The sequence below is a fragment of the Actinoplanes sp. NPDC000266 genome (assembly GCF_042899005.1).
In the GTDB taxonomy this organism is placed as follows: domain Bacteria; phylum Actinomycetota; class Actinomycetes; order Mycobacteriales; family Micromonosporaceae; genus Actinoplanes.
Genome location: NZ_JBIAZI010000004.1, coordinates 98,794 through 120,193 on the forward strand (window position 1 = coordinate 98,794; position 21,400 = coordinate 120,193).

At 71.2% G+C, this 21,400-nt stretch carries 20 protein-coding genes; 6 read left to right on the forward strand and 14 right to left on the reverse strand.

All coding sequences use genetic code 11. The features are described from left to right. Positions 1-25: 25 nt before the first annotated feature. Genes ACFY36_RS16900 through ACFY36_RS16910 form a run of 3 tightly spaced genes read right to left on the reverse strand, consistent with a single transcriptional unit; the run spans position 26 to position 1,979 of the window. Positions 26-775: an SAM hydrolase/SAM-dependent halogenase family protein gene (locus ACFY36_RS16900; RefSeq protein ID WP_499746901.1), complete on the reverse strand. Its 750-nt coding sequence runs from the start codon at positions 773-775 to the stop codon at positions 26-28. 17 nt (positions 776-792) lie between these two features. Beyond that, entirely contained in the window at positions 793-1,503 is a 711-nt protein-coding gene (locus ACFY36_RS16905; RefSeq protein WP_499746902.1) for an SDR family oxidoreductase, read from the reverse strand. Beyond that, positions 1,500-1,979 carry a mycothiol transferase gene (locus ACFY36_RS16910; protein ID WP_499746903.1) on the reverse strand — a complete coding sequence of 160 codons (480 nt, stop codon included), beginning with the start codon at positions 1,977-1,979 and terminating at the stop codon, positions 1,500-1,502. The genes ACFY36_RS16905 and ACFY36_RS16910 overlap by 4 nt, the downstream gene beginning before the upstream one ends. Positions 1,980-1,997: 18 nt before the next feature. Here ACFY36_RS16910 and ACFY36_RS16915 point away from each other — a divergent pair, with 18 nt between their 5' ends. From ACFY36_RS16915 to ACFY36_RS16925, 3 genes are all read left to right on the forward strand, one after another. Continuing rightward, complete coding sequence (locus ACFY36_RS16915; protein ID WP_499746904.1) at positions 1,998-2,996, forward strand: LLM class flavin-dependent oxidoreductase; 999 nt, start codon at positions 1,998-2,000, stop codon at positions 2,994-2,996. Positions 2,997-3,070: 74 nt separating this feature from the next. Then, on the forward strand, positions 3,071-3,802 hold the full coding sequence (locus ACFY36_RS16920) for an ABC transporter ATP-binding protein (RefSeq protein ID WP_499747545.1): 732 nt from the start codon (positions 3,071-3,073) through the stop codon (positions 3,800-3,802). 42 nt (positions 3,803-3,844) lie between these two features. Further along, positions 3,845-5,734, forward strand: a complete 1,890-nt coding sequence (locus ACFY36_RS16925; RefSeq protein ID WP_499746905.1) for an FtsX-like permease family protein — start codon at positions 3,845-3,847, stop codon at positions 5,732-5,734. A gap of 20 nt (positions 5,735-5,754) precedes the next feature. Here ACFY36_RS16925 and ACFY36_RS16930 read toward each other — a convergent pair whose 3' ends face one another. The 6 genes from ACFY36_RS16930 to ACFY36_RS16955 form a co-directional block, all read right to left on the reverse strand. Further along, complete coding sequence (locus ACFY36_RS16930; protein WP_499746906.1) at positions 5,755-6,912, reverse strand: PrsW family intramembrane metalloprotease; 1,158 nt, start codon at positions 6,910-6,912, stop codon at positions 5,755-5,757. Further along, complete coding sequence (locus ACFY36_RS16935) at positions 6,909-7,562, reverse strand: hypothetical protein (protein WP_499746907.1); 654 nt, start codon at positions 7,560-7,562, stop codon at positions 6,909-6,911. The genes ACFY36_RS16930 and ACFY36_RS16935 overlap by 4 nt, the downstream gene beginning before the upstream one ends. 65 nt (positions 7,563-7,627) lie before the next feature. Further along, a complete protein-coding gene (locus tag ACFY36_RS16940) occupies positions 7,628-8,689 on the reverse strand; it encodes a DUF3616 domain-containing protein (RefSeq protein ID WP_499746908.1) in 1,062 nt (353 codons plus the stop codon). 45 nt (positions 8,690-8,734) lie between these two features. Continuing rightward, positions 8,735-10,156: a subtype B tannase gene (locus ACFY36_RS16945; protein ID WP_499746909.1), complete on the reverse strand. Its 1,422-nt coding sequence runs from the start codon at positions 10,154-10,156 to the stop codon at positions 8,735-8,737. Between the two features lie 63 nt (positions 10,157-10,219). Further along, positions 10,220-11,563 carry a M20/M25/M40 family metallo-hydrolase gene (locus tag ACFY36_RS16950; RefSeq protein ID WP_499746910.1) on the reverse strand — a complete coding sequence of 448 codons (1,344 nt, stop codon included), beginning with the start codon at positions 11,561-11,563 and terminating at the stop codon, positions 10,220-10,222. Positions 11,564-11,639: 76 nt separating this feature from the next. Further along, complete coding sequence (locus ACFY36_RS16955) at positions 11,640-11,864, reverse strand: nuclear transport factor 2 family protein (protein WP_499746911.1); 225 nt, start codon at positions 11,862-11,864, stop codon at positions 11,640-11,642. 41 nt (positions 11,865-11,905) lie between these two features. Between ACFY36_RS16955 and ACFY36_RS16960 the strand changes: the two genes are divergently transcribed. Continuing rightward, positions 11,906-12,184: an immunity protein CdiI family protein gene (locus tag ACFY36_RS16960; RefSeq protein ID WP_499746912.1), complete on the forward strand. Its 279-nt coding sequence runs from the start codon at positions 11,906-11,908 to the stop codon at positions 12,182-12,184. A gap of 256 nt (positions 12,185-12,440) precedes the next feature. Further along, a complete protein-coding gene (locus tag ACFY36_RS16965; RefSeq protein WP_499746913.1) occupies positions 12,441-12,770 on the forward strand; it encodes a helix-turn-helix domain-containing protein in 330 nt (109 codons plus the stop codon). Between the two features lie 1,062 nt (positions 12,771-13,832). Here ACFY36_RS16965 and ACFY36_RS16970 read toward each other — a convergent pair. Then, positions 13,833-15,179 (reverse strand): serine hydrolase domain-containing protein, encoded by a 1,347-nt coding sequence (locus ACFY36_RS16970; RefSeq protein ID WP_499746914.1) that lies wholly within the window; start codon positions 15,177-15,179, stop codon positions 13,833-13,835. Between the two features lie 67 nt (positions 15,180-15,246). Between ACFY36_RS16970 and ACFY36_RS16975 the strand changes: the two genes are divergently transcribed. After that, the gene (locus tag ACFY36_RS16975; protein ID WP_499746915.1) at positions 15,247-15,894 is read left to right on the forward strand and encodes a TetR/AcrR family transcriptional regulator; all 648 of its coding nucleotides are present in this window, start codon (positions 15,247-15,249) and stop codon (positions 15,892-15,894) included. Here ACFY36_RS16975 and pheT read toward each other — a convergent pair. The 4 genes from pheT to ACFY36_RS16995 form a co-directional block, all read right to left on the reverse strand. Then, positions 15,875-18,352 (reverse strand): phenylalanine--tRNA ligase subunit beta, encoded by a 2,478-nt coding sequence (gene pheT, locus ACFY36_RS16980; RefSeq protein ID WP_499746916.1) that lies wholly within the window; start codon positions 18,350-18,352, stop codon positions 15,875-15,877. The two genes, ACFY36_RS16975 and pheT, sit on opposite strands and share 20 nt — an antisense overlap. Before the next feature lie 4 nt (positions 18,353-18,356). Next, positions 18,357-19,418, reverse strand: a complete 1,062-nt coding sequence (pheS, locus tag ACFY36_RS16985; RefSeq protein WP_499746917.1) for a phenylalanine--tRNA ligase subunit alpha — start codon at positions 19,416-19,418, stop codon at positions 18,357-18,359. 170 nt (positions 19,419-19,588) lie between these two features. Beyond that, on the reverse strand, positions 19,589-20,590 hold the full coding sequence (locus ACFY36_RS16990) for an alcohol dehydrogenase catalytic domain-containing protein (protein ID WP_499746918.1): 1,002 nt from the start codon (positions 20,588-20,590) through the stop codon (positions 19,589-19,591). Continuing rightward, positions 20,590-21,366 (reverse strand): TrmH family RNA methyltransferase, encoded by a 777-nt coding sequence (locus ACFY36_RS16995; protein ID WP_499746919.1) that lies wholly within the window; start codon positions 21,364-21,366, stop codon positions 20,590-20,592. The genes ACFY36_RS16990 and ACFY36_RS16995 overlap by 1 nt, the downstream gene beginning before the upstream one ends. Positions 21,367-21,400: the final 34 nt, after the last annotated feature.

Sequence of the window (21,400 nt, forward strand, 5' to 3'; positions counted from 1 at the left end):
CGCCGGACTGTAATGCAATCGGCGGTCAGACGATCTGGACGGGCGTTCCCGATCTCGGCCGGTGGAAGATCTCGGCCGCGCTGCCGCCGCGCGACAGGATCTCGTAGAACGGCCGTCCCCAGCCGGAGCTGCCCGGCGCGAACGACATCGTGCCCGAGGGCACGGCGAAAACCCCGTCGCTGACGACGGCCTCGGCGGTCACGTCACCGATTTTCAGTTGTACGGCTGTGCCCACCGCCGCCGGAGCGGAGAAGCACGAAGTTTTCAGGTTGCCGTAGCCGTCGGTGTAGACGACCGCGCCGGCCGGCGGGTCCGGAAGGTCCAGCTCCTCACCGAGCAGGTCCTCGCCGCGGGCCAGGGCGGCCACCGCGGCCGGGAAGACGTCACGGGAGCGGAACTGCGAACCGGCGTCGGCCACCTTCACCGCGCGCACCGGCACACCCTCGGCGGCCAGGAACGACAGCGACACCCCGGAGGCGACCCCGACCACCAGTACGCCGGAGTCGAGCTGGGCGGCGGCCAGCGGCTCGCCCGCGTTGTCGTCGCGCGCCTCGTCCCGGTCCTCGCGCGGGGCCACGTTGGCGTAGACGATCCGGTCGGCCGGCCCGTCACCGAAGGCGAGCTGGGCCACGCAGAAGCCGGCGCTCACCGTGTCGAACGGCGGCACCGGAACCGCGTCCACCTCGGCGTGCGGCAGCAGCTTGGCGAAGCGCTGCCGCACCTCGGCGAAGGCGAGATCCCCCAGGCCGTAGTCGGCCACCACAGTGATCAACATGTCCGCAGACTAAGCCGTCAGTCGATGGTGTGCCCGCCGTTGACCGTGATCCGCTCGCCGGTGACGAAGCGGGCCGCGTCCGAGGCCACGAACGCCACCACGCCGGCGATGTCGTCCGGGGTGCCGATGCGGCCCAGCGGCACCTCGGCCACATAGCCGGCGGTGTCGGCGTCGCCGTGCCGCTCGACCGGGATCCAGCCGGGCGCGACGACGTTCACCGTCACCCCGTACCGCCCCAGTTCCCGGGCCCACGTGCGGGCGAGCCCGATCTGCGCGCCCTTGGCGGCGTTGTAGGCCGAGGCCAGCGGGAAGGCCCGCTCGAACGAGTCCGACCCGATCATGATGAAGCGCCCGCCGCCGAGCTCCTTCATGCCGGGCAGCGCGGCCTGCATGAGCAGGGTCGGGCTCTTCACGAAGAACTCGAGCTGCCGCAGATGGTCCTCCCAGGTGGTCTCCTCGGCCGGGATGAGCGGCTGCGGCCCGGTCGCGTTGGCCACGACCACCCGCACCGGCCCGACCTCCTCGACCATGCGCCGCACCTCGACTTCGGAGGTCACATCCGCCCGGTACGCCCGGGCCCGCCCACCCGCCGCGACGATGTCCGCGACAACGGCCTCGGCCGCCGCGGAGGAAGCCGCGTAATTGACCACCACCGGCTCGTCCGCCGCGAGCCGCCGGGCGATGTGCGCGCCCAGCCCTCGCGAGGCGCCGGTCACCAGAGCCGTCATTCCCCCACCGTCCCGTCCAGCAGTTCCCGCACGGCGTCCGCGTGTCCCGCGTGCCGGGCCGTCTCGTTGATCAGATGCAGCAGCACGAAGCGCAGGTCGTACCCGCCGTCCACGGACCGCGCGTCCAGCCCCAGGGCACGAACCGCGGACGCGGTCGCGACCGCCCTTTCCCGATAGGCGGACACCGCCTCCTCGATGGGAAGCGCCGGGGCCTCGTACTCCGAAGCGTCTTTGAATGTCGAACCGCCGAGCATGACGCCGTCGATCCAGCGGCGCTCGACGTTGGTCAGGTGATTGACCACGCCGACCAGGGGCAGCAGCTTCCCGTCCGGCCGCCACCGGGCCTGCTCGCCGGTGACGCCGAGCACCTTGCGCAGGACCGCGCCGCGCAGGAAGTCGAGCCAGGTCAGGAAAAGGCCGACTTCATCGGTAGGAGAGGAAGGTGAAGGGAACGTCACGTCCTCGAGGGCCGTCATTCGTGACAGGGTAGATCCATGGCGGATGGAACACTGCGCAGGCTGGGTTTTCTGACGATCGGGCTGTTCGACGGGGCCGATCCCCGGGCCGGGCACGAGACGACCCTCGAGATCATCAAGCGGGGCGAGGACCTCGGTTTCGACAGCGCCTGGGTCCGGCATCGCCATTTGCAGTACGGCATCTCGTCGCCCGTCGCGGTGCTGGCGGCCGCCAGTCAGCGCACCAGCCGGATCGAGCTCGGCACCGCGGTCATCCCCCTCGGGTGGGAAAATCCGCTGCGCCTGGCCGAGGACCTCGCGACCGTCGACGTCCTCTCCGGCGGCCGGCTCAACCCGGGCGTCAGCGTCGGCCCGCCGATGAACTACGACAAGGTCAAGCCGGCGCTCTACCCCGACCACGACGAGGACTTCGGCTACGGCCGGGTCGAGCGCCTGCTCGACTTCGTCGCGGGCAAGCCGGCCACCGACTTCGAGGGCACGCAGGGCTTCGAGGTCTTCTCACCCCGCGTCGAGCCTCATGCGGCCGGTCTGCGCGAGCGGATGTGGTACGGCGGCGCCAGCCTCCGTTCGGCGCAATGGGCCGGCGAGCACCGGATGAACTTCCTGACCAGCAGCGTGGTCAAGGCCGAGGACGGCACCGACTTCGCCGGCATCCAGCTCAGCCAGATCCGCGCCTTCCGCGCCGCCAACCCGGCCGGCCGCGTCTCCCAGGGCCTCGTGGTCATCCCCACCGATTCGGCGTCTCAGGAGCAGAAGGACAGATATTCGGCGTACGTCGAGAAGCGCACCCCCCGCACGCGGGAGCCGCAGGGCCCGGCCCGCATGCTGTTCTCCCGCGACTACATCGGTTCGTCGGACGAGATCGCCGAGCAGCTGCACGCCCACGCCGCCTACCGCGAGATCGACGAGGTGGCGTTCGCCCTGCCGTTCAGCTTCGAGCACGACGACTACGTCCAGATCCTCACCGACATCGCCACCGAGCTCGGCCCCGCTTTGGGCTGGCGACCGGGGAGTTAGCACCACCACGAAGACGGGGGACGGCGGGAGCGCTTTCCGGGGCCGCGAAAAATAGCGTCGACGTCATGACGACGATGACGATGACGGGGGCCGCCGTCGCGCTTCAGGGCATCAGCCGGGTCTACGGCCGGGGCCCGGCGGCGGTCCGGGCCGTCGACGATGTGACCCTCGAATTTCCCCGGGGCGGCTGGACGGCCGTGATGGGTCCGTCCGGTTCCGGCAAGTCCACGCTGCTGCACTGCGCGGCCGGCCTCGAACGGGTCGACAGCGGGCGGGTGCTGATCGGCGACACCGACATCACGGCGGCTGGGGATTCTCAGTTGACCGCGCTCAGGCGTACCCGAATCGGCTTTGTCTTTCAGAGTTTCAACCTGATCGGCTCGCTGACGGCCGAGCAGAACGTGGCCCTGCCGCTGCGCCTGGCCGGCCGCAAGCCGTCACGCGCGGAGGTCCGCGCCACGCTCGACGTGGTCGGTCTGTCCGACCGGGCCCGGCACAAGCCGCGCGAGCTGTCCGGCGGTCAGCAGCAGCGGGTGGCGATCGCCCGGGCGATGGTGACCCGGCCCGAGGTGCTGTTCGCGGACGAGCCGACGGGCGCGCTCGACTCGACGGCGGCCCGCACGGTGCTCGATCTGATGCGCGCCATGGCCGACGCGGGCCAGAGCATCGTGATGGTCACCCACGACCCCGGCGCGGCCGCCCGCGCCGACTCCGTCGTCTTCCTGGGCGACGGCCGCGTCGTCGACCGGCTGACCGGCGCGAGCACGCGCGCCGTCGCCGACCGCCTCGCCGCCTGGGAGCGCTGACATGCCGGGCATAGCCGTTCCACCGAGCCGGGGAGGCTTGACATGAGGGGCCTGAGTCGCGCCGGCCTGGCCGAGCGCTGGACGTTGTTCGTGGGGGCGCTCCTCTCGGTCACGCTGGGCGTGGCGCTGGTGCAGTCGTCGCTGCTGCTGCTCATCACGGCGGCGCTGCTCGACCCGCCGGCCGGGGCGAGCGCGGCCGAGCGGATGGAGTTCGCCGACGGGACCACGGCCGCGGTGTCGATGCTGGGCGTGGTGCTCGGCGGGGCGGTCTTCCTGGCCGGTTTCATCATCAGCTCGACGTTCGCCTTCACCGTCGACCAGCGCCGCCGCGATCTGGCCCTGCTGCGCCTGGTCGGCGGCAGCCGCGGCCAGCTGCGGCGCCTGCTGCTGGGCGAGGCGGTGACGCTGGGCGCGCTCGGCGCGCTGCTGGGCATTCCGGCCGGCCTCGCGGTGATGCGCTTCCAGGGCTGGCTCATGCGCGAGTTCACCTTCGTGCCGCCGAGCTTCGAGGGCGAGTGGCGTCAGTGGATCCTCGGCGTCTCCTTCGGCACGGGCATCCTGCTGGCAGTGGCCGGAGTCCTGGTGGCGGCCCGGCGAGCGTCCCGGGTGCGCCCGTTGGAGGCGCTGCGCGAGACGGGCGCGGCGGCCCGGGTGATGACGTGGAGCCGGGCCCTGATCGGCCTGGTCTTCTTCGGGGGCGCGCTCGCCCTGGTGATCGTGGCCCCGTTCGGCGGTCCCAGCGGCGGCATGGCCATGGCCATGAACGTCCCGATCCCGGCCGCCGTGGCCGTGGTGGCCTTCGCCCCGCTGCTGGTGCCGCTGATCGCCCGCCTGGTCCCGTTCCGGGGGCCCGGCGGCCTGGCCCGCGCCAACCTGAGCGACGCCCGCCGCCGCTCGGCCTCGGTCGCGGCTCCGCTGATCGTCCTGGTCGCCCTGGTGGTCGGCAACGTGGGCGCCGGCGCCTCCTTCACCACGTCCGGCATCCGCGAGCTGGCCGCACAGACCCACGCCGACCTGGTCGTGGAGTCCACCGGCCCACCCCAGCTCGCCGGCGCCCGGGGCGTCGCCTCGGTGTCGGTCGAGACGCGGCTTCCGGCCGAGGTCACCACGGGATCGGGTGAGGACCGCGAGACCGAGACGATCAGCCTTCTGGTGATCGACCCCGGGGCGTACGCGAAAACGCACGACGACAGCACGTCGCTGACGGACCTCAAAGGCCGGGAGGTCGCGGCCGGTCCCGGCGGCGATGTGCCGGGCGCCGGCGGCACGGTCCGCCTCCGGGTGCCCGATCGCGACCTCGGCGACCTGCCGGTCGTCGCGGGCGTGCCGGCCACCATGACCGGCGGCGCCAACCTGCTCGTCCCGCCCGGCCTGCTCTCCACGGCCGAGCTGAAGGACGCGCCTACACAATCGTTCGTCACACTGACGAAAGATGCGGACGTCACGGCCGTCCGGGCGAGCCTGGCCAGCTTCGGGACCGTGTCGACCCTTGACGACCGGCTCCGGGCCGACGCCGAGGCGGCCAACTCCACCAACGAGAAGATCATGCTGATCGTGCTGGGCCTGGGCGGCCTCTACGCCCTGATCGGCGTCGTCAACTCGATCGTCATCGGCGCCGCCACCCGCCGCCGCGAGTTCGCGGAGGCCCGGGTCACCGGCATGTCGCGGGGCCAGGTGGTGCGTTCGGCGCTGCTGGAGGCGTACGCCGTCACGGTCTCGGCTCTTCTCCTCGGCGGCGTAGCCTCGGCCGCGACTTTCGTCGCCGTCTTCTCGACGACGAAGGCCGTAACCGGCGCCGGCACCCTCGACCTGCCGTGGACCCAGATCGGGGCGGTGGCCGCGATCGCCCTGACCGTGACCACGGCGACCACCCTGATCACGTCGCTGTCGGCCACCCGCCCCCGGCCGGTCACGCAACTCCGGGCCGCATAGCCGGTCGCCTCGCACGGTGGCTAACCGGTACGCAGCCGTTGGATCTCGGCCCGGGCGTGGACGACGCGGTCGTTGTCGGTGCCGCCGGCTCGGGCGATCTCCTGGGCCAGGTCGTTGGCGGCGCTGAGCACGTGCCGTTCGGCGCGGGTGTGGGTCTTGCGGTAGCGGCGGCGGGTCTTCCATCCGCCGGCGGCGGCGGCCGCTTCCTCCTCGGTGAGCAGGCCGCCGGCGACCTCGGGGGCGAGGATGGCCATCAGCCAGGCTTGCTCCTGCGGCGCCGCGAGACGGAACGTGACGGTCAGCAGCCACAGCCCGGCCACGATCAGCACGAGGATCACCAGGACGAAACCAGCCCGGCCGGCCAGGACGTTGCCGTAGGCGCTCACGTTGTCCCAGCCGCTGTGCAGCACCATGGCCCCGAGGATGAGCAGCAGCCCCCGGACGCGGTGCCGGTTCTCGCCCCGGCCGATCAGCCACATCAGACCGGAGCAGAAGATGGCGCTGAACAGCACGTGCTGGAAGAGGCCGGCGCCGGCGCGGGAGGCGAAGATGCCGTACGCCGCGGAGAGCTGGTCGGCGCCGAACTGGGTCGCGGTGGCGTTGAAGGCGTACAGCACGTCCTCGGAGATCTGCAGGCCGAGCCCGACGAACGCGCCGATGATCAGCCCGTCGTACGGGCTGCGGACCAGGCGCGGCGCCAGCCCGATGAGCAGGATCAGCCCGGTCGCCTTGGCCAGTTCCTCGGTGATGGGCGCGGTCAGCCCGCCCGCCCAGTCACGGGTCCATTCCGCGCCGAACGCTTTGGTGTAGAGCGAGAGCACCGCGGTGTTGGCCTGCAACCCGATCCAGAAGGTGGACGCCACGGCGCCCCAGAGGAACCCGGCGGTGAGCAGCCGGCCGGGCAGGGAGGTGTACCGGTTGTGGTAGCCGAGCAGCAGCAGCCACGGCACCGTGTAGAGGCCGAACAGCAGGACGCCGCTGCCGAGCCCGGCGGTGTACGCGCCGAAACCCGGCCCGTAGTACTTCAGCAGCTGATATCCGCCGGCGACCATGCCCCACAGGAAGACCCAGAAGGCCGCGTTGCGCCATTGCACGAGCCGGAACGGCACACCCCAGCCGGACTGCTCGATCGCGGCCGTACGGGCGGCGCCGAGGTCGGTGGCGGCGACGGTGCTCACTTCGTCTCCTCGCGGGTCAGGCTGCGGGTCATCGCGGCGATCTGGTCCTGATAGGCGGCGATCTGACCGAGCGGGGCCTGAGCGCTGACGGTCAGGCCCAGCCCTTCGGCGGGCAGGGTGAAAGCGGTGATCGCGCCCTCGGCCGAGGCACTGGTGTAGGTCTCGGCCAGCCCGGTCAATCCGCTGCCGGCGGCGATCGTGGAACGACCGCCGGTGATCGAGAACTCGGGCAGCAGCGACGAGCGGCTGCGGTTCTCGTCCAACTGGTCGAGCAGCGCGGCCGGGTCGCCGGTGAACGGGGCGATGTCGACGTTGACGGTGACACCGTCGTTGGACACGGCCGCGTTGGCGGTCCGCGGCGAGGTGGGCACGGTGGTGGACGCGCCCAGCCGTACGCCCTGCTCGAGCTCCCAGCCGACCGGCGGCGTGATGACCAGGCCGCCACCGAGGTCGAGCCGCTCGCCCGCCTTGATCGGGTCGTCGAGAGGCACCGCACGGTCGATCAACGGCAACACCGTGGCCAGCAGCAGGCCGATGACCGCCACCACGACCGCCGGCAACAGACTGCGTTTGTCGAGGCCCAGCCAGCGCCGGTCAACCGGCACCCAGTCCTCCGGGGCGACGTGACGCCCCGCATATAGATCGACCATGACCAGCACCTTGCCATGATCAGCCGCACCGGGCATCCCACGCGGTGTTACAAGTGGTGTGGGCCTCAGGGCAGCTTGAGCACGTCGGCGACGACGGCGCCGTCGGTGGTCAGGCGGACCGGGGCCGGGCTGTCGTAGACGACCAGGACCCGGTCGTCGCCGACCAGGCTCAGGCCCTCGGCGTGGTCGTCGCCCTCGCCGTACGTCAGTTCCAGCTCGCGGCTGATCAGGTCGGAGCGGACGATGACCGGTTCCTCGGCCACCGCGGCGCCGTGCCAGCGGTAGATGCGGACCGGGCCGTCCAGGTCCATCGTCGGGCCGGCCAGGATCAGCAGGTCGTCGCCGTGCGGGCAGAGGTCGCGGACGCCCAGGCCGTCGAGGTCCAGCACGTGTTTGCGATAGAGCCGGCCGTCCGGGAACGGGGTCAGGCGCAGGCGGTCGGGGTCGTCCTCGCCGACGTACGGGCGCAGCTCCAGCACGAAAGCCCAGCCGCGCAGCACCGGGCCGCGCAGGCCGAGGTAGACGCGGCCGCCGCGGACGGCGATGCCCTCGATGTCGAGGCCGTTGTCCTTGCCGGGGATGCCGAGGAACGGGCCGAGGTGTTCGTCCGAGCGGAGCAGCGTGCGCAGGGCGTCGCGTTTGCCCAGGGCCGCGGCCCGGTGACGTACGCCGTCGATCGTCATCTCGCGGACCGGCGTGGGCAGGCCGTCGACGTCGGCGATCGGCAGCCGGACCAGGATCTGGCGGTTGTCCTGGCCCTCGACCCGGGCCAGCCGCTTGAGCGCCCGGGCGCCCTCGTGCCGCTCCTTGATCTGCTTGCGGCGCAGGCTGTGCGAGCCGACCGCCCACAGGAACTGCCCGGTGCGGGCCAGCCCCTCGACGTCGGCCTCCTCGTCGGCGTCGACGCCGGGCAGGTCGACGAAGTCGGCCAGCCGGAAGCTGCGCTCGTCGCCGAACTCGGTGGGCTGGCCGGGGTCGTCGACGGTGAGCCGTTCCAGGGTCGCGGTCTCGTCGCCGGCGATCCACAGCACGGGCCCGTCCAGCCGCACGGCGGACAGGTTGGTGTGCGTCGCGGCCGTGCGGGAAGCGTCCCCGAACCGCAGGCGCACGGTGTGTTCCAACGTCATGAAAGTCATCGTCGCACCACCGCGCACCTGCGGATCTGTTCTGTCTTATCTCAGCCGATCAATCCACGCCATAAGTGAGGACGCGTCCTCATTTGCCCCGTGACCGGCGTCCCAGTACATGAGCGCGCTGACCTCGTCGCCGAGAGTTCGCAGCCCGGCCGCGAGGTTGGCGACGACCGTGGGCGAGGTGTCGCTGTCGTTCGTGCCGACCCGGATCCACCAGTGCTTCGCGCGGCTCGCGTGGCCCGCCCCGATGAAGTACATCGGGTTCATCAGGTCGAGCTTGGCCGGGATGTCGCTCGCGAGGGTCCGACCGCCGTACGTCGTGAAGTGGCGCGCTTTCGTGGTCCCCGTACCGAAAAGGTTGTTCTCGCCCGTGGAGAGGTCGAACGCGTCGAACGCCGGAAGCGTCTTCTTGCGGGCGCCCACATGCGCCAGCCAGCCGGCCCAGGTGAAGGTCGCCTGGCCGCCCTTCCACGTGATGAACGGATTCTTGGCCAGATAGGCGGCGCGGGCCGAGGCCGACAAGGCCGTGAGATATCTGGTCGCGGCCGGCCGCAGATAAGTCCCGAGCAGATGCTGCTCCGGGTTCGAGACACCCCATTTCCCGGTGTACGTCGTGAAGCCGCTCGCCAGCTTCTTCGAAGCGGCCTGATCGACGAGCTTGCCGGTGCTCAGCTTGTTCGTGCCCCAGACCCACTCGTACGCCATGTCGGCGTGCTCCAGATCGGTGATCGGGCAGTAGGCCGCCACCGCGTGGATGGTGTCGCTCGCGTCGGCCGCGCCCAGCGCGGCCAGGTACGGGTCGTAGAGCGGGCTGTCCCCCGAAGCCCCGAGCAGCGCGGACAGGGCCCCGCCGGCGCTGGTGCCGGACGAGACGATCCGGTCGACGTCGCCCGGGATCCGGCCCTTGTTGGCGCGCACGTAGCGGACCGCCGCCTTGAGGTCGACGATCGCGGCCGGCGCCGTCCCGTAGTAGACCCCGGCCGATGTGACCAGCGTGCGCCCGCGCGCTCCCGGCTCGACCACGACGTGGCCGGCGGCCAGGGCGAGCTTGGCGTTGCTGACCATCTCGCCGCCGGCGTTCAGCATGGCGTTGCCGTTCGTCACGGCCATCGCCGCTCCGCCGACGCCCGTGGCGGTCGCCACCGACGACGGCATGTAGCCGCCGACGGAGTTGCTGAGCAGGATCGGCGCGCCGGTGGCGTCCACCGCCTTGCCGTCGATCTTCACCGGGACGCTGACGTTCAGGCTCTGATAGGCGGCGTCGACCGGCGCCGCGACATAGACGATGTTCTTCCAGAACCGGTACGTCACCGACTTGCCGTCGATCGTGGTGGTCAGCGTCGTGTAGCCGGCCGGGTCGAAGACCAGCTTCCGGGCGGCGGCGCTCGCGGGCCCGGCGAAGGCGGTCGCCGAGCCCACGGCCGTCGCGGCCATGCCGATCATTACTGTTCTGCGCTTCATGACCCTTAGGTCACCGGGCGCGGCTGTGCCCTCGATGCGGATTGTCAATAATTTTGCTGAGAATCAGGGCGACGGCTTCGGGGCCGCGACCGGGCTGCGGTTGCCTTCGCGGTCGTACGCCCGTACGCCGAAGAAGACGTTGTCCTTGGAGAGATCGATCGTGATCGTGCCCACCTTGCCCACGTCGCGACGGTGCTGCCACTCCGGGGCCGTGGTCTCGCGCCAGACGATCTCGTATCCGGCCAGGTCGGGCTCGGCGCCGACCTCCCAGCGCAGGGTCGTCGCGTTGGTGAGCTGGGTCGTGTCGATGACCACGCCGCGCGGCGTGCCCGGTGCCTGCGCCAGCGACCAGAGGACGGCCGCGTTCGTCCTCGCCACGCCGGCGATGTAGCGGAAGTCGCAGAACTCGATCAGATCGCCGTACTGGACGCCGTCCTCGACCCGTACGTCCTGATGCTCGTGGGCGAAGTTCTCCCTCGGCTCCGTGAAGCGGGCCGCCGGATAGCCCCGGAGCAGGAACGAGATGTGGTCGCTGCCGCGCAGATATCGATCGCGGCGCCAGATCACCCGTACATCCAGATCGGTCCTGAGGTCTTTGACGAACCTCCCCAGTTGCCGCGACGGGCCGTCGTTCTCGCCGCCGACGCTCAGCCGGGTCCTGGCCTCGGCCGCGGTCTCGGCGGTCGGCACCCCTTCGACGAACAGCCGCACCTGCCGGGGGTGGGGCGAGGTGCCGTCGTGGGCGTCCCCGGTGCCGACGATGTCGTTGCTGAACATGGCCTGGATGTCCGCACCCTGATCCTTGTAGACCTGGGCCATGTGGTCGGAGCCGTAGAGACCCTGCTCCTCCCCGGCCACGGCCGCGAACACGATCGTCGCCTCGGGCCGGCGCTTCGCCATGACCCGCGCCAACTCCATGATCACGGCCACGCCCGAGGCGTCGTCGTCGGCCCCGGGCGCGTCGGCGGTCGCGTTCATGACGTCGGTGACCCGCGAGTCGTAGTGCCCGGTCACCACGTAGATCCGCTCCGGCGTGACCGAGCCCGGCAGCGTGGCGATCACGTTGGTGATCCGCGTCGGCACGGGCACCCGGGGCGACACCGGCTGAACGAAGGACTGAAGCTCGACGGTCATCGGCGTCCCCGCCGCATAGCGCCGCAACTCCGCGTAGATCCAGTCCCGCGCGGCCCCGATACCCCGCAACAGATCGTCCTGCGTGGACAGCGTGTGCCGCGTACCAAAGGAAACCAGGCGCCGGACGACGGCCTCGATCCGCCGGGCGTCGATCTCCTTGAGGATCTGCTTGAGCTCGGGCGTCAGCGAGGCCTTCGCCTCACCCGCCACGAGCGGCGCCGCCACGGCAGCCGCGGACGCCGACAGAAACGTACGCCTCGTCGAGTTGGCCATGGGTCCCACTCTCACCCGTACAGTGATCGATGTCTATACGCAGTTTCGCGTGCACTCGACCTTCGCGAGGCGCCTTCTACCCGCCCTGGGCCGACACCCACCGGTAGATCTGCCCCTCCCGCAGCTCGTAGGCCATCGGCGGCTCCGGCTTGTCACCGTCGAGCCGCGCCAGGACCTTGGTGCGCCCTCGTACGGTCGAGCCGCCCTCGGTCCAGTGGAGGTAGGGATGCAGAAGCCGGATCAGCGCCTCCCGATCCCGCCTGCCGAAAGCATCGAGCACATCCGCGATCACTTCGTCCACCCCACCACCATCGCAGGCCCTCATCGCGGCATGATGACCTTGTGAAGGCGCGGCGCATCCGGCTGATGGCCGACCACTGGGCGTTCCCGCTGTGGGCCGACGACGGCATGCTGTCGCCCGGCGACCTGCCGCTGTCGGCCGGGCTCGAGGCGCGGCTGGAGCGGTGGGGCGATCGGTACAGCGCCGAGCTGGGACCGGAGTTCGAGTGGCCGTCCGAGGAGGCGCGGATGGCCTTCATCGCCGAGGGGCGGCAATTGCACGCATTGGTCAGCCGTGAACTGGGTGACCTTTACCAGATCATCTACGTGGATGATTACTGAGCGTGTCTTGACTGCGGTAACTTTCCGTCGCGAAATTGACCGCGTCGACCGATGATCCGTGACTGTGCGGCGTCGCCGCCGGAGTCTGACTACGACCGGTGCGGGAGGGTCGGTCACGCATCGTTCAGGTAGGGCACGGCGCACTTTTGTGCGCAAGCGCGTTCTTGTTTCGCCTGGTCGGCCCCACCAGGATCTACATCGACCCCGGAAAGATCCTCGTTGCCGCGAGGACCGGAGCCGTTGGAGGCAATCCTTCATGAGCGTCGCAACCCTGCCCAATGTTCCGCCCGATCCGACCGGTGCCGCCACCCCGCAAGAGCTGGGACGGCGACTCCGCGCTCTGATGACACAGCGTAGATGCTCCGTGGACGCCGTAGTACGCCGCAGCAGCCTGGCCGGAACCCCCATCTCCCGAGCCACGGCCCACAATCTGATCGCCGCCCGCAGCCATCCGCGGCGCGACACTTTGCTGGCCTTCCTGCGCGGCTGCCAGGTTCCCCCACGCGAGCAGATCCGCTGGCTGATCGCCTACGACCAGATCTTCCCCGAGGGCCGAACCCCCGCCCCCAAGCTGAGCGCGTCCTGACGGTCGCGGTGGCGGCCACCACGCCGCCAGGACGCGCTCACCCCACCCGCCGCCCACCCACCCCGAATATCCCCAGACCAGCTCGCCCGGCGGCGCGCTGAAAAGCCCTGGTGCTCCGCCCACGGCGGCGGGCGGACCACCAGGGCCGCGCCCACATCCGCGGTGGGCTGATGACGGGCCGTCCTGGACCGCCGTTCCTTACCTTTCGGGCCCTCGCACCCTTCGCGATGTGGCCCTGGTGAGCTGGAGCCGAGTAGGCCGCCGCACAACCTGCTCGATGTCGCGGCCGTCGTGCAGTGGCAACTCGACAATCGCGGCCGCCGCGCAGCGATAGCCGGAACCCACATGCGGCCGCCATGCAGAGCTAGTCCGACAATCCCGGGGTCCGACGGCCATGGGCACGATGCCCAAGGGCGCGAGCGCCCAATGAGCAGTCGGCAGGGGGCATGCGCGCCACAGACCAGCCAGCAGGGGCATGCGCGCCACTGACCAGCCGGCAGGGGCGTGCGCGCCACTGACCAGCCGGCAGGGGCGTGCGCGCAACCCCAGCCGGCAGGGGCGTGCGCGCGCACCGAAGGCCAGCGAGTGCGGCCAGCGCTGGAGCCGCCGCGCTGAACCACCCCGGAAGCTGCGGCCTTGGCCCACGCAGGAAATGCCGCCCTGGCCCACCTTCGGAACCGCCGCCCTGGCCCACCTTCGGAACCGCCGCCCTGGCCCACCTTCGGAACCGCCGCCCTGGCCCACCTTCGGAACCGCCGCCCAGACTGCCTTTCGCGCCCCGTTCGGCGAGGGTGACCCGCTTGCGGCCGAGGGCGTTTCGACACCCGCGGTTCTCCTGGTGCCGACTGCCCGGATGGGCGGGTGTGGAGGATCGGGCGCGGCACTTTGCCACCGGGGAGTTGTCCGGGCCGGTTCATGCTGCCGTGGTCAGTGCCCTCTGGGCGGGCGAGAGCGCGGGCGACAGTGGCGGCGTGCGTGCGGCGGCCGGGGAGGCATGTGGGCCGTCTCGGATGGTCGCCATGGAAGCTGACGACGGGCTGATGTGGTGCCGCGCCTGCCTGGTCATGTGGTCGGTGACCGGTCGGGGGAAGGTGAGGTGCCGGCTGCTGCGGGACGGGCAGTGGCGGGACGGGCAGTGGCGGCGATTGCTATGCGGAGCGTGGCCAGGATGGCGGCTAGGGCGGCCACCGCGATGATGGACCAGAACAGATCGGGGGTCCACAAGCGGATCTGGGCCAAGCTGTAACCCATCGAAGCGGGGAACACCACCAGGACCAGTGTGGCCGCCACGGCGCACGCCGCGGTCCATGCGAAGGCGGCGGCTCGGCGGTGGCGGTGGGTGTTACGGCGTACGGCGGAGACGATGATTGCCAGGGCCAGCAACGCGGCCATCGTGGCCAGCAAATAGAGGCTGCCTCGCATCAGGGGGTCCCATGTCGGTGATGGCTCGGGTGTGCCGCCCAGGGCCATTCGGGTGATGTTGAAGGCTATTGACGCCAGGCGCTCGTCCAGGGCGGGGCTGTAACTGTCGGCCAGGACTATCACGCCCAGGCCGGCGCTGGGCACCAGGACCAGGTGGGCCCAGAAGCCTGGGTCGGCGCCCGCGTGCCAGACGATCCGGGTGCCGTCCAGCTTGGTGTCTCGCCAACCCAGGCCGTAGCCGACGTCGGTCTGGGCGGTCTGCATCTGGGTGATGGTGGCGGCCGAGAGCACGCTGCGCGGGCCGTAGCGGCCGCCGTTGAGGTGGGCCATCGCGAAGTGCGTCATGTCCTCCAAGGAGGCCGTGACGTAGCCGTACGGCAAGCCTGAAAGGTCGTAGGGGGCCTCGAAGCGGCGTGGATGGCCGAACCAGTAGCGGTGGCCGGCCGACGACGCGACGGTGTGGCGCATATCCAACGGGTCGAAGACCTGGCTCTGCAACACCTCGCGGAACGGGCGGCCCGTCACCTCCGCGACCATCGCGCCCAGAACCATGTAGTTGGCGTCGCTGTATTCGGGCTCGCCCAGGCGGGCCGTAGCCAGGTCGCGCACCGAGCGCTCCAGGCCGTCGGGACTGTTGTCGAAACGGTCGGTGCGGGACGCCCAGCGTGGCAGGCCGCTCGTGTGGTTCAGCAACTGGCGCACGGTGATCTGGGGGAAGGCGAACCACGGCAGGTGGCGGCCCACCGGGTCGTCGAGGGCGACCCGGCCCTGCTCGACGAGCTGCATGACGGTCAGGGCGGTGAACGGTTTGGACACCGAGCCGATCAGGAACGGGGTCTGCGGGGTCACCCCGGACGTGTGCTGCGCGACCACGCGGTCGCGGGTCACGATCGCGTATGCCACCCCGGGGATGTCGAGCTCCCTCTGCTGCTGCTCCACATAGGCCGGGACGGCGAGGGTGAGGGCCAGGAGCACATGGACGAGCATGGGGCACCTCCATAACCATATGGCTGTATGGTTATGGCATTAAACCGTATCGCTATATGGTTACGCAATGGCGAGGACCGCTGATCATGAAGCACGCCGCCGTCAGGTCGCCGAGGCCGTCGAGCAGCTCGTGGCGACCGAGGGCTTCGACGCCGTCACCGTCGCCCGGACGGCCAAGGCGGCCGGCATCTCGGTCGGTCTGGTGCAGCACTATTTTCGGACAAAAGACGACATGCTGCTGCACGCCTTCACGATGATCCGTGAACGCCAAGAGGACACCGTGCAGGACGAGGCGAAAAAAGCCGACAAGAAGGGAGCCAGGATCGAGGAGATCCTGCTCGACGCGCTGACGGAGCTCCTGCCCCTGGACGAGAAGAGGCGCCGCGAGTGCCGGGTGGAGCTGGCCTTCACCGGCCGCACGGTGGACAACCCGAAGCTGGCGGCGGCGCTGGGCCGCAGCAACTCACACATCCGCGGGACGATCACGCAGGCGGTTCAGAACGGCAAGGAGTGCGGCGAGGTTCCCGACGACACCGACGAGACCGCGGCCGCCGTACGCCTTCTGGCCCTCACCGAAGGGCTGCGGTTGCACGCCTACACCGAGCCGGCGGCGATCGCCGCCCGCGAGGCGATCGCCGATGAGCTGCGGCGGGTGTTCCCCGGGGAGTGTCACCACCGCCCCGGGGAAGCGGACGTCAGGCGCCCCGCAGGGTAGCCCCGAAACGCTCGGCCACCGCGGCCACCGCGGCGTCGCGCGCGGCCAGGGTCTCCTCCGAGGTCAGCGTGCGGTCGGGGGCGCGGAAGGTCAGCTTGTAGGCCAGCGACTTCCGGCCCTCGCCGAGCTGCTCCGACTCGTACAGGTCGAACAGCGCGACCGACTCGAGCAGCTCGCCCGCGCCCTGCTCCAACACGGATGAGACAGCGGCGGCCGGGGTGCCGGCGTCGACCACCAGCGCCACGTCGATCAGCGCGGGCGGGAAGGACGAGATCTTCTTCGCCTGCGTGACCGGCGCCGCGGGCACGGCGTCCAGATCAAGTTCCATCACGCTCGTACGCCTCGGCAGCTCCAACGCCGACACGACAGCCGGGTGGAGCTCACCCGCGTGGCCCACCACCTCGCCGTCGACGCTGATCGCCGCGCAGCGGCCCGGGTGCCACGGCGCCAGCTCGGCCGCCGCCACCGTCACCCGGCCGGCCGTGATGCCGGCCGCCGACAGCGCGATGCGGGCCGCCTCGATCGCGTCCGCCCACGTGGCCTCGCGGCCCGCGCCCCACCAGCCGGCGGGGGCGATGTCGCCGGTCACCGCCGCGGCCAGGTGCCACGGCTGCTTCGGGACGATCGCGTTCGCCGCCTGCCACTCGTCCTCGGCCGGCTTGCGGTCGACGCCCATGGCCGGCGGCGCGGTCGTCGCCAGCGTCGGGAGGAAGACCAGGCCGGTCTCGAAGACGGCCAGGTCGCGGTGACCGCGGCCCAGGTTGCGCTTGAGCGTCGCGAGCAGCGTGGGCAGCAGCGACGTGCGCAGCAGCGGCTCCTGCTCGGACAGCGGGTTGGTCAGCCGGACCGCGCTGCGCCGCGGGTCGTCGGCCGGATATCCGAGCTGGTCGGCCGCCGACGGCGCCACGAACGGGTACGACAGCACCTCGACGTAGCCGTTCTCGGCCAGGGCCCGGCCCACCGTGCGGCGGCGGCGCTGGGCCGGCGTGATGCCGGCGCCACCGCGGGCCGGCGGCAGGATGCTGGGGATGTCGTTGTACCCGCCGAGGCGGGCCACCTCCTCCACCAGGTCGATCGGCGCGAGCAGGTCGGGGCGCCACGACGGCGGCGTGACCTCGAGCGGCACGGTCTCCCGCACCTGGCAGCCGACCTGCGAGAGCAGCTTCACGACGTCCGCGGACGAGTAGGCGAGGCCGATCCGCTGGGCGGGCAGCGCCGGGTCGAGGGCGATCGGGGAGGGCGCGACCACGTGGTCGATGTCGAGCACGAGAGGATCGACCGTGCCGCCGGCGTGCGAGGTCAGGATCTGCACCGCGCGTTCCAACGCGACAAGCGTCAGCTGCGGGTCGACGCCGCGCTCCCAGCGCTTGGCCGCCTCGCTGAACAGCTTGTGGCGCCGGGCCGTACGGCCGACCATCACCGGATCCCAGTGCGCGGCCTCGAGCAGCACGTCCACCGTGTCCGGCTGCCATTCGCTGGTCTCGCCGCCCATCACCGCGGCCAGCGAGATCGGGCCGGTGTCGTCGCAGATCACCATGTCCTCGGCGTCGAGCACGCGGGCCACACCGTCCAGGGTGGTCAGCTTCTCCCCGGGCCGGGCCCGGCGCACCACGAGGCCGCCGTTGAGCCGGTTGAGGTCGAAGACGTGCATCGGCTGCCCGAGCTCGAGCATCAGGTAGTTCGTGATGTCGACCGGCAGCGAGATGGCCCGGATGCCGGCCGCGACCAGCCGCTTCTGCATCCAGTCGGGCGACTTGGCATTCGGGTCGATCCCCCGCACGACGCGCGCCGAGAACCGGTCGCAGCCGACGGTGTCCTCGACCGATACAGGGAAGGGCGAATCGGCCGTAGGAGAAGCCGCCGCGATGGCCGCGGGGTCGGTGTAGGCGGCCGAGAACGCGTAGGAGAGCTCGCGAGCGAGGCCGCGCAGGCTCATCTCGTAGCCGCGATCCGGGGTGATCTCGACCTCGACCACGACGTCGTCGAGACCGACGGCCCCGCGCGCGTCGGTGCCCGGCGTGGCCGAATCGGCGGGCAGCACGATGATGCCGGAGTGGTCTCCGCTGAGCCCCAGCTCGGCCGCGGAGCAGATCATGCCGTTGGAGTTGCGGCCGTACGTCTTGCGCGCACCGATCTTGAACCCGCCCGGCAGCTCGCCGCCGGGGAGGATCACCACGACGAGGTCGCCCTCGGCGAAGTTCCTCGCCCCGCAAACGATCTCTTGCGGCGAAGAAGAGCCGACATCGACCGTGGTGAACCGGATCGGCTTCTTGAAGCCGGTCAGCTCCTCGATCGTCAGCACCCGCCCGACGACCAGGTCACCCTTGATGGTGGCGGTCTGGTCGACGATCGACTCGACCTCCATGCCCAGGTTGGTCAGGGCCGAGTCGAGCTGAGCGGCGGTGAGGTCAGCGGGCAGCTCGACGTACTCGCGCAGCCACGAGAGCGTGGTCTTCATCGCGTCAGACCTCCATTCCGAAGTTCGTGGTGAAGCGGATGTCGCCCTCGACGATGTCGCGCATGTCGCTGACCCCGTTGCGGAACATCAGGGTGCGCTCCACGCCCATGCCGAAGGCGAAACCGGAATAGCGGCCGGGGTCGATGCCGCAGGCGGTCAGCACCCGCGGGTTGACCATGCCGCAGCCACCCCACTCGACCCAGCGCGGGCCGTCGCGGTGCTGCTCGAACCAGACGTCGAACTCGGCGCTGGGCTCGGTGAACGGGAAGTAGTGGGGACGCCAGCGGGTGCGCGCGCCGGGACCGAACATCGCCTTGGCGAAGTGGTCGAGGGTGCCGCGCAGGTGGGCCATGGTGATGCCCTCGTCGACGACCAGGCCCTCGATCTGGTGGAAGACCGGGCTGTGGGTGGCGTCCAGCTCGTCCGAGCGGTAGGCCCGGCCGGGGCTGACCACGTAGATCGGCGGCTGCTTGGCGATCATCGAGCGGACCTGGCCGGGCGACGTGTGGGTGCGCATGACCAGGCCGGGCAGGTCGACGTAGAACGTGTCCATGGCGCCGCGGACCGGGTTGTCGGGCCCGATGTTCAGCGCGTCGAAGTTGGCCCACTCGAGCTCGAGCTCGGGACCCTCCACGATGTCGTAGCCCATGCCCGCGAACAGGTCGCCCATGTGCTCCATGAGCGTGGTCAGCGGGTGGCGGGCGCCGCGCGGGGCGCGGTCCCACGGCAGGGTGACGTCGACGCGCTCCTGGACCAGGACCTTGGCCGCGCGGTCGAGCTCCAGCTCGGCCTGGCGGGAGTCGTACGCGCCCTGCACGGACTGGCGGGCCAGGTTGACCCGCTTTCCGGCGTCGGACTTGGCGGCCGGCGGCAGCGAGCCGATCTCCCGGCGGGCCAGCGAGACCGGCGAGCGGTCACCCAGGTGCAGGGGCTTGAGCGCGGCCAGCGCGTCGAGGTCGGCCGCGGCGTCGAAGGCCTTGCGCGCGTCGTCCACGGCGGCCTCGAGGGCGGCCGGGTCGAGCAGGGCAGCCTGCTTCGGGTCGTACGGATCGTTGCGATAAGACATGGTCGGGCGAACTCCCTCACACCGGATGAGCCGAAGGCAGTCTACGGACGCGCGGCTGGGCCGCAGCCCACCGGTCAGGGAGAACGCAGGAACAGATGCCTAGCGCCCGCGACCAGCGGGCCGGCTAAACAGCATCGAGTGTCCTGGCATGTGTCCCAGCATAGCGGTCGTCACGAGGGGACAGCGACCGTGATACCCGCGTGGCCCGGGATCGGCGAATCCATCGCGGTCAGGGCCGCACCGGCCCCGGACAGGTCGACGACCTCGACGACCAGGCGGCCCGGATCGAGCCGGCCGCGGGCCACGAGATCGAGCATCGGCGGATAGTCGACGGCGGCCATCCCGTGCGAGCCGACGATCTCCAGCTCCTGCGAGACGACGAGGTCCCAGGGCAGCGGCGCCCGCGCGGCGACGCCGAGCATCAGGCCGACCTGCACGTGCCGCCCGCCGCGCCGCAGACTCCGTACCGAAGCCTCGGCCGTCTCGGGTGAGCCGTAGGCGTCGATGGCGATGTCGGCCTCGCCGACCACCGACGGCACCACGACCGCGCCGAGGGAGGCGGCCATCGCCGTGGCCGCCGGCGACGGGTCGAGGGCGAGCACCCGCAGCTTCAGCGCCGTAGCGATCATCACCGCCGAGAGCCCGACTCCCCCGCAGCCGTAGACGGCGACCACCGCGTCCTCGGCCACCGGGCCGTGCCCGGTCAGCGCCCGGAAGGCCGTCGCGAACCGGCACCCCAGCGCCGCCGCCGGCACGAAGTCGACGGCGTCGGGCAGCCGCACGAGGTTGGTGTCGGCCGCCCGCACCTGGACCTTCTCGGCGTACGACCCGGGATGGGTGAAGCCGGGCTGGGTCTGGTTGGGGCAGATCTGGGCCCGGCCGGCCAGGCAGAACGGGCACCAGCCACAGCCGTTGACGAACGGCGCGGTGACCCGGTCCCCGACCGTGAAACCGCGCACCGAAGGCCCGACCGCGGCGACGACACCGGCGAACTCGTGGCCGGGGATGTGCGGCAGCGGCACCGGGTCGTGCCCGCGCCAGGCGTGCCAGTCGGAGCGGCAGATCCCGGTGGCCCGCACGTCGACCACCGCGCCGTCGGGCGGGCAGTCCGGCTCGGGGACGTCGGCCACCCGCGGCGGGGCGCCGACCGCGTCGTAGACGACGGCGCGCATCAGCGCTGGGCCCGGGCCGACGCGTACAGGCAGACGGCGGCGGCCGCGGCCAGGTTCAGGCTCTCGGCGGCGCCGTAGATCGGCACGCGCACCTGCCGGTCGGCCTCGGAGAGCACCGACGAGGGCAGGCCGTGCGCCTCCGACCCGAACATCCAGGCGGTCGGCGCGGCCAGCACGCCGTCATCGGCCAGGGAGTCCAGGTCGTCGGCGCCGTATCCGCTGGTGGCGAGCACCTGCAGACCGGCGGCAGTCAGTTCGGGAACGACGTCGAGCGGGGCACGGACCACATCTACATGAAACAACGATCCGGCCGAGGCGCGGACGCATTTCCCGTTGTACGGGTCCACGGCGTCCCCGGCGAAGATCACCGCGTCCGCTCCGGCCGCGTCCGCGGTGCGCAGGATCGTGCCCGCGTTGCCCGGGTCGCGGATCTCGGCCACGACCGCGACCAGCCGGGGCTGCTTGGCCAGCGCCTCGTGGATCGGCACGTCGACCCGTTCGCAGACCGCGACCAGCCCCTGCGGGTTGACCGTCTCGGCCAGCGAGGCCAGCCCGTCGTCGTCGACCGGCGAGACGACCTGCGCCTGTGCCGCCAGTTCGGCGTACCGGGAAAGCCCGTCGCCCGTGCCGAAAAGCTCGAGGACGACCCCGGCGGCGAGCGCCTCCCGGACCGCCTGCGGTCCTTCGGCGAGGAATCGGCCGGTCTGGTCGCGGTCCTTGCGGCGCTGCAACTTACGGGCCGCTACAACCCGAGGTGTACGAGACGTAAAGGTCATCCGGGCTCTCCACGAAGCAGGGCGCTCCCCGTTC

Bases quoted from the DNA above. Each gene is read 5' to 3' on its own strand.
- ACFY36_RS16900 (WP_499746901.1), bottom strand. From the start codon at position 775: ATGTTGATCACTGTGGTGGCCGACTACGGCCTGGGGGATCTCGCCTTC.
- ACFY36_RS16905 (WP_499746902.1), bottom strand. From the start codon at position 1,503: ATGACGGCTCTGGTGACCGGCGCCTCGCGAGGGCTGGGCGCGCACATC.
- ACFY36_RS16910 (WP_499746903.1), bottom strand. From the start codon at position 1,979: ATGACGGCCCTCGAGGACGTGACGTTCCCTTCACCTTCCTCTCCTACC.
- ACFY36_RS16915 (WP_499746904.1), top strand. From the start codon at position 1,998: ATGGCGGATGGAACACTGCGCAGGCTGGGTTTTCTGACGATCGGGCTG.
- ACFY36_RS16920 (WP_499747545.1), top strand. From the start codon at position 3,071: ATGACGATGACGGGGGCCGCCGTCGCGCTTCAGGGCATCAGCCGGGTC.
- ACFY36_RS16925 (WP_499746905.1), top strand. From the start codon at position 3,845: ATGAGGGGCCTGAGTCGCGCCGGCCTGGCCGAGCGCTGGACGTTGTTC.
- ACFY36_RS16935 (WP_499746907.1), bottom strand. From the start codon at position 7,562: ATGGTCGATCTATATGCGGGGCGTCACGTCGCCCCGGAGGACTGGGTG.
- ACFY36_RS16940 (WP_499746908.1), bottom strand. From the start codon at position 8,689: ATGACGTTGGAACACACCGTGCGCCTGCGGTTCGGGGACGCTTCCCGC.
- ACFY36_RS16945 (WP_499746909.1), bottom strand. From the start codon at position 10,156: ATGAAGCGCAGAACAGTAATGATCGGCATGGCCGCGACGGCCGTGGGC.
- ACFY36_RS16950 (WP_499746910.1), bottom strand. From the start codon at position 11,563: ATGGCCAACTCGACGAGGCGTACGTTTCTGTCGGCGTCCGCGGCTGCC.
- ACFY36_RS16965 (WP_499746913.1), top strand. From the start codon at position 12,441: ATGAGCGTCGCAACCCTGCCCAATGTTCCGCCCGATCCGACCGGTGCC.
- ACFY36_RS16970 (WP_499746914.1), bottom strand. From the start codon at position 15,179: ATGCTCGTCCATGTGCTCCTGGCCCTCACCCTCGCCGTCCCGGCCTAT.
- ACFY36_RS16975 (WP_499746915.1), top strand. From the start codon at position 15,247: ATGGCGAGGACCGCTGATCATGAAGCACGCCGCCGTCAGGTCGCCGAG.
- pheT (WP_499746916.1), bottom strand. From the start codon at position 18,352: ATGAAGACCACGCTCTCGTGGCTGCGCGAGTACGTCGAGCTGCCCGCT.
- pheS (WP_499746917.1), bottom strand. From the start codon at position 19,418: ATGTCTTATCGCAACGATCCGTACGACCCGAAGCAGGCTGCCCTGCTC.
- ACFY36_RS16990 (WP_499746918.1), bottom strand. From the start codon at position 20,590: ATGCGCGCCGTCGTCTACGACGCGGTCGGCGCCCCGCCGCGGGTGGCC.
- ACFY36_RS16995 (WP_499746919.1), bottom strand. From the start codon at position 21,366: ATGACCTTTACGTCTCGTACACCTCGGGTTGTAGCGGCCCGTAAGTTG.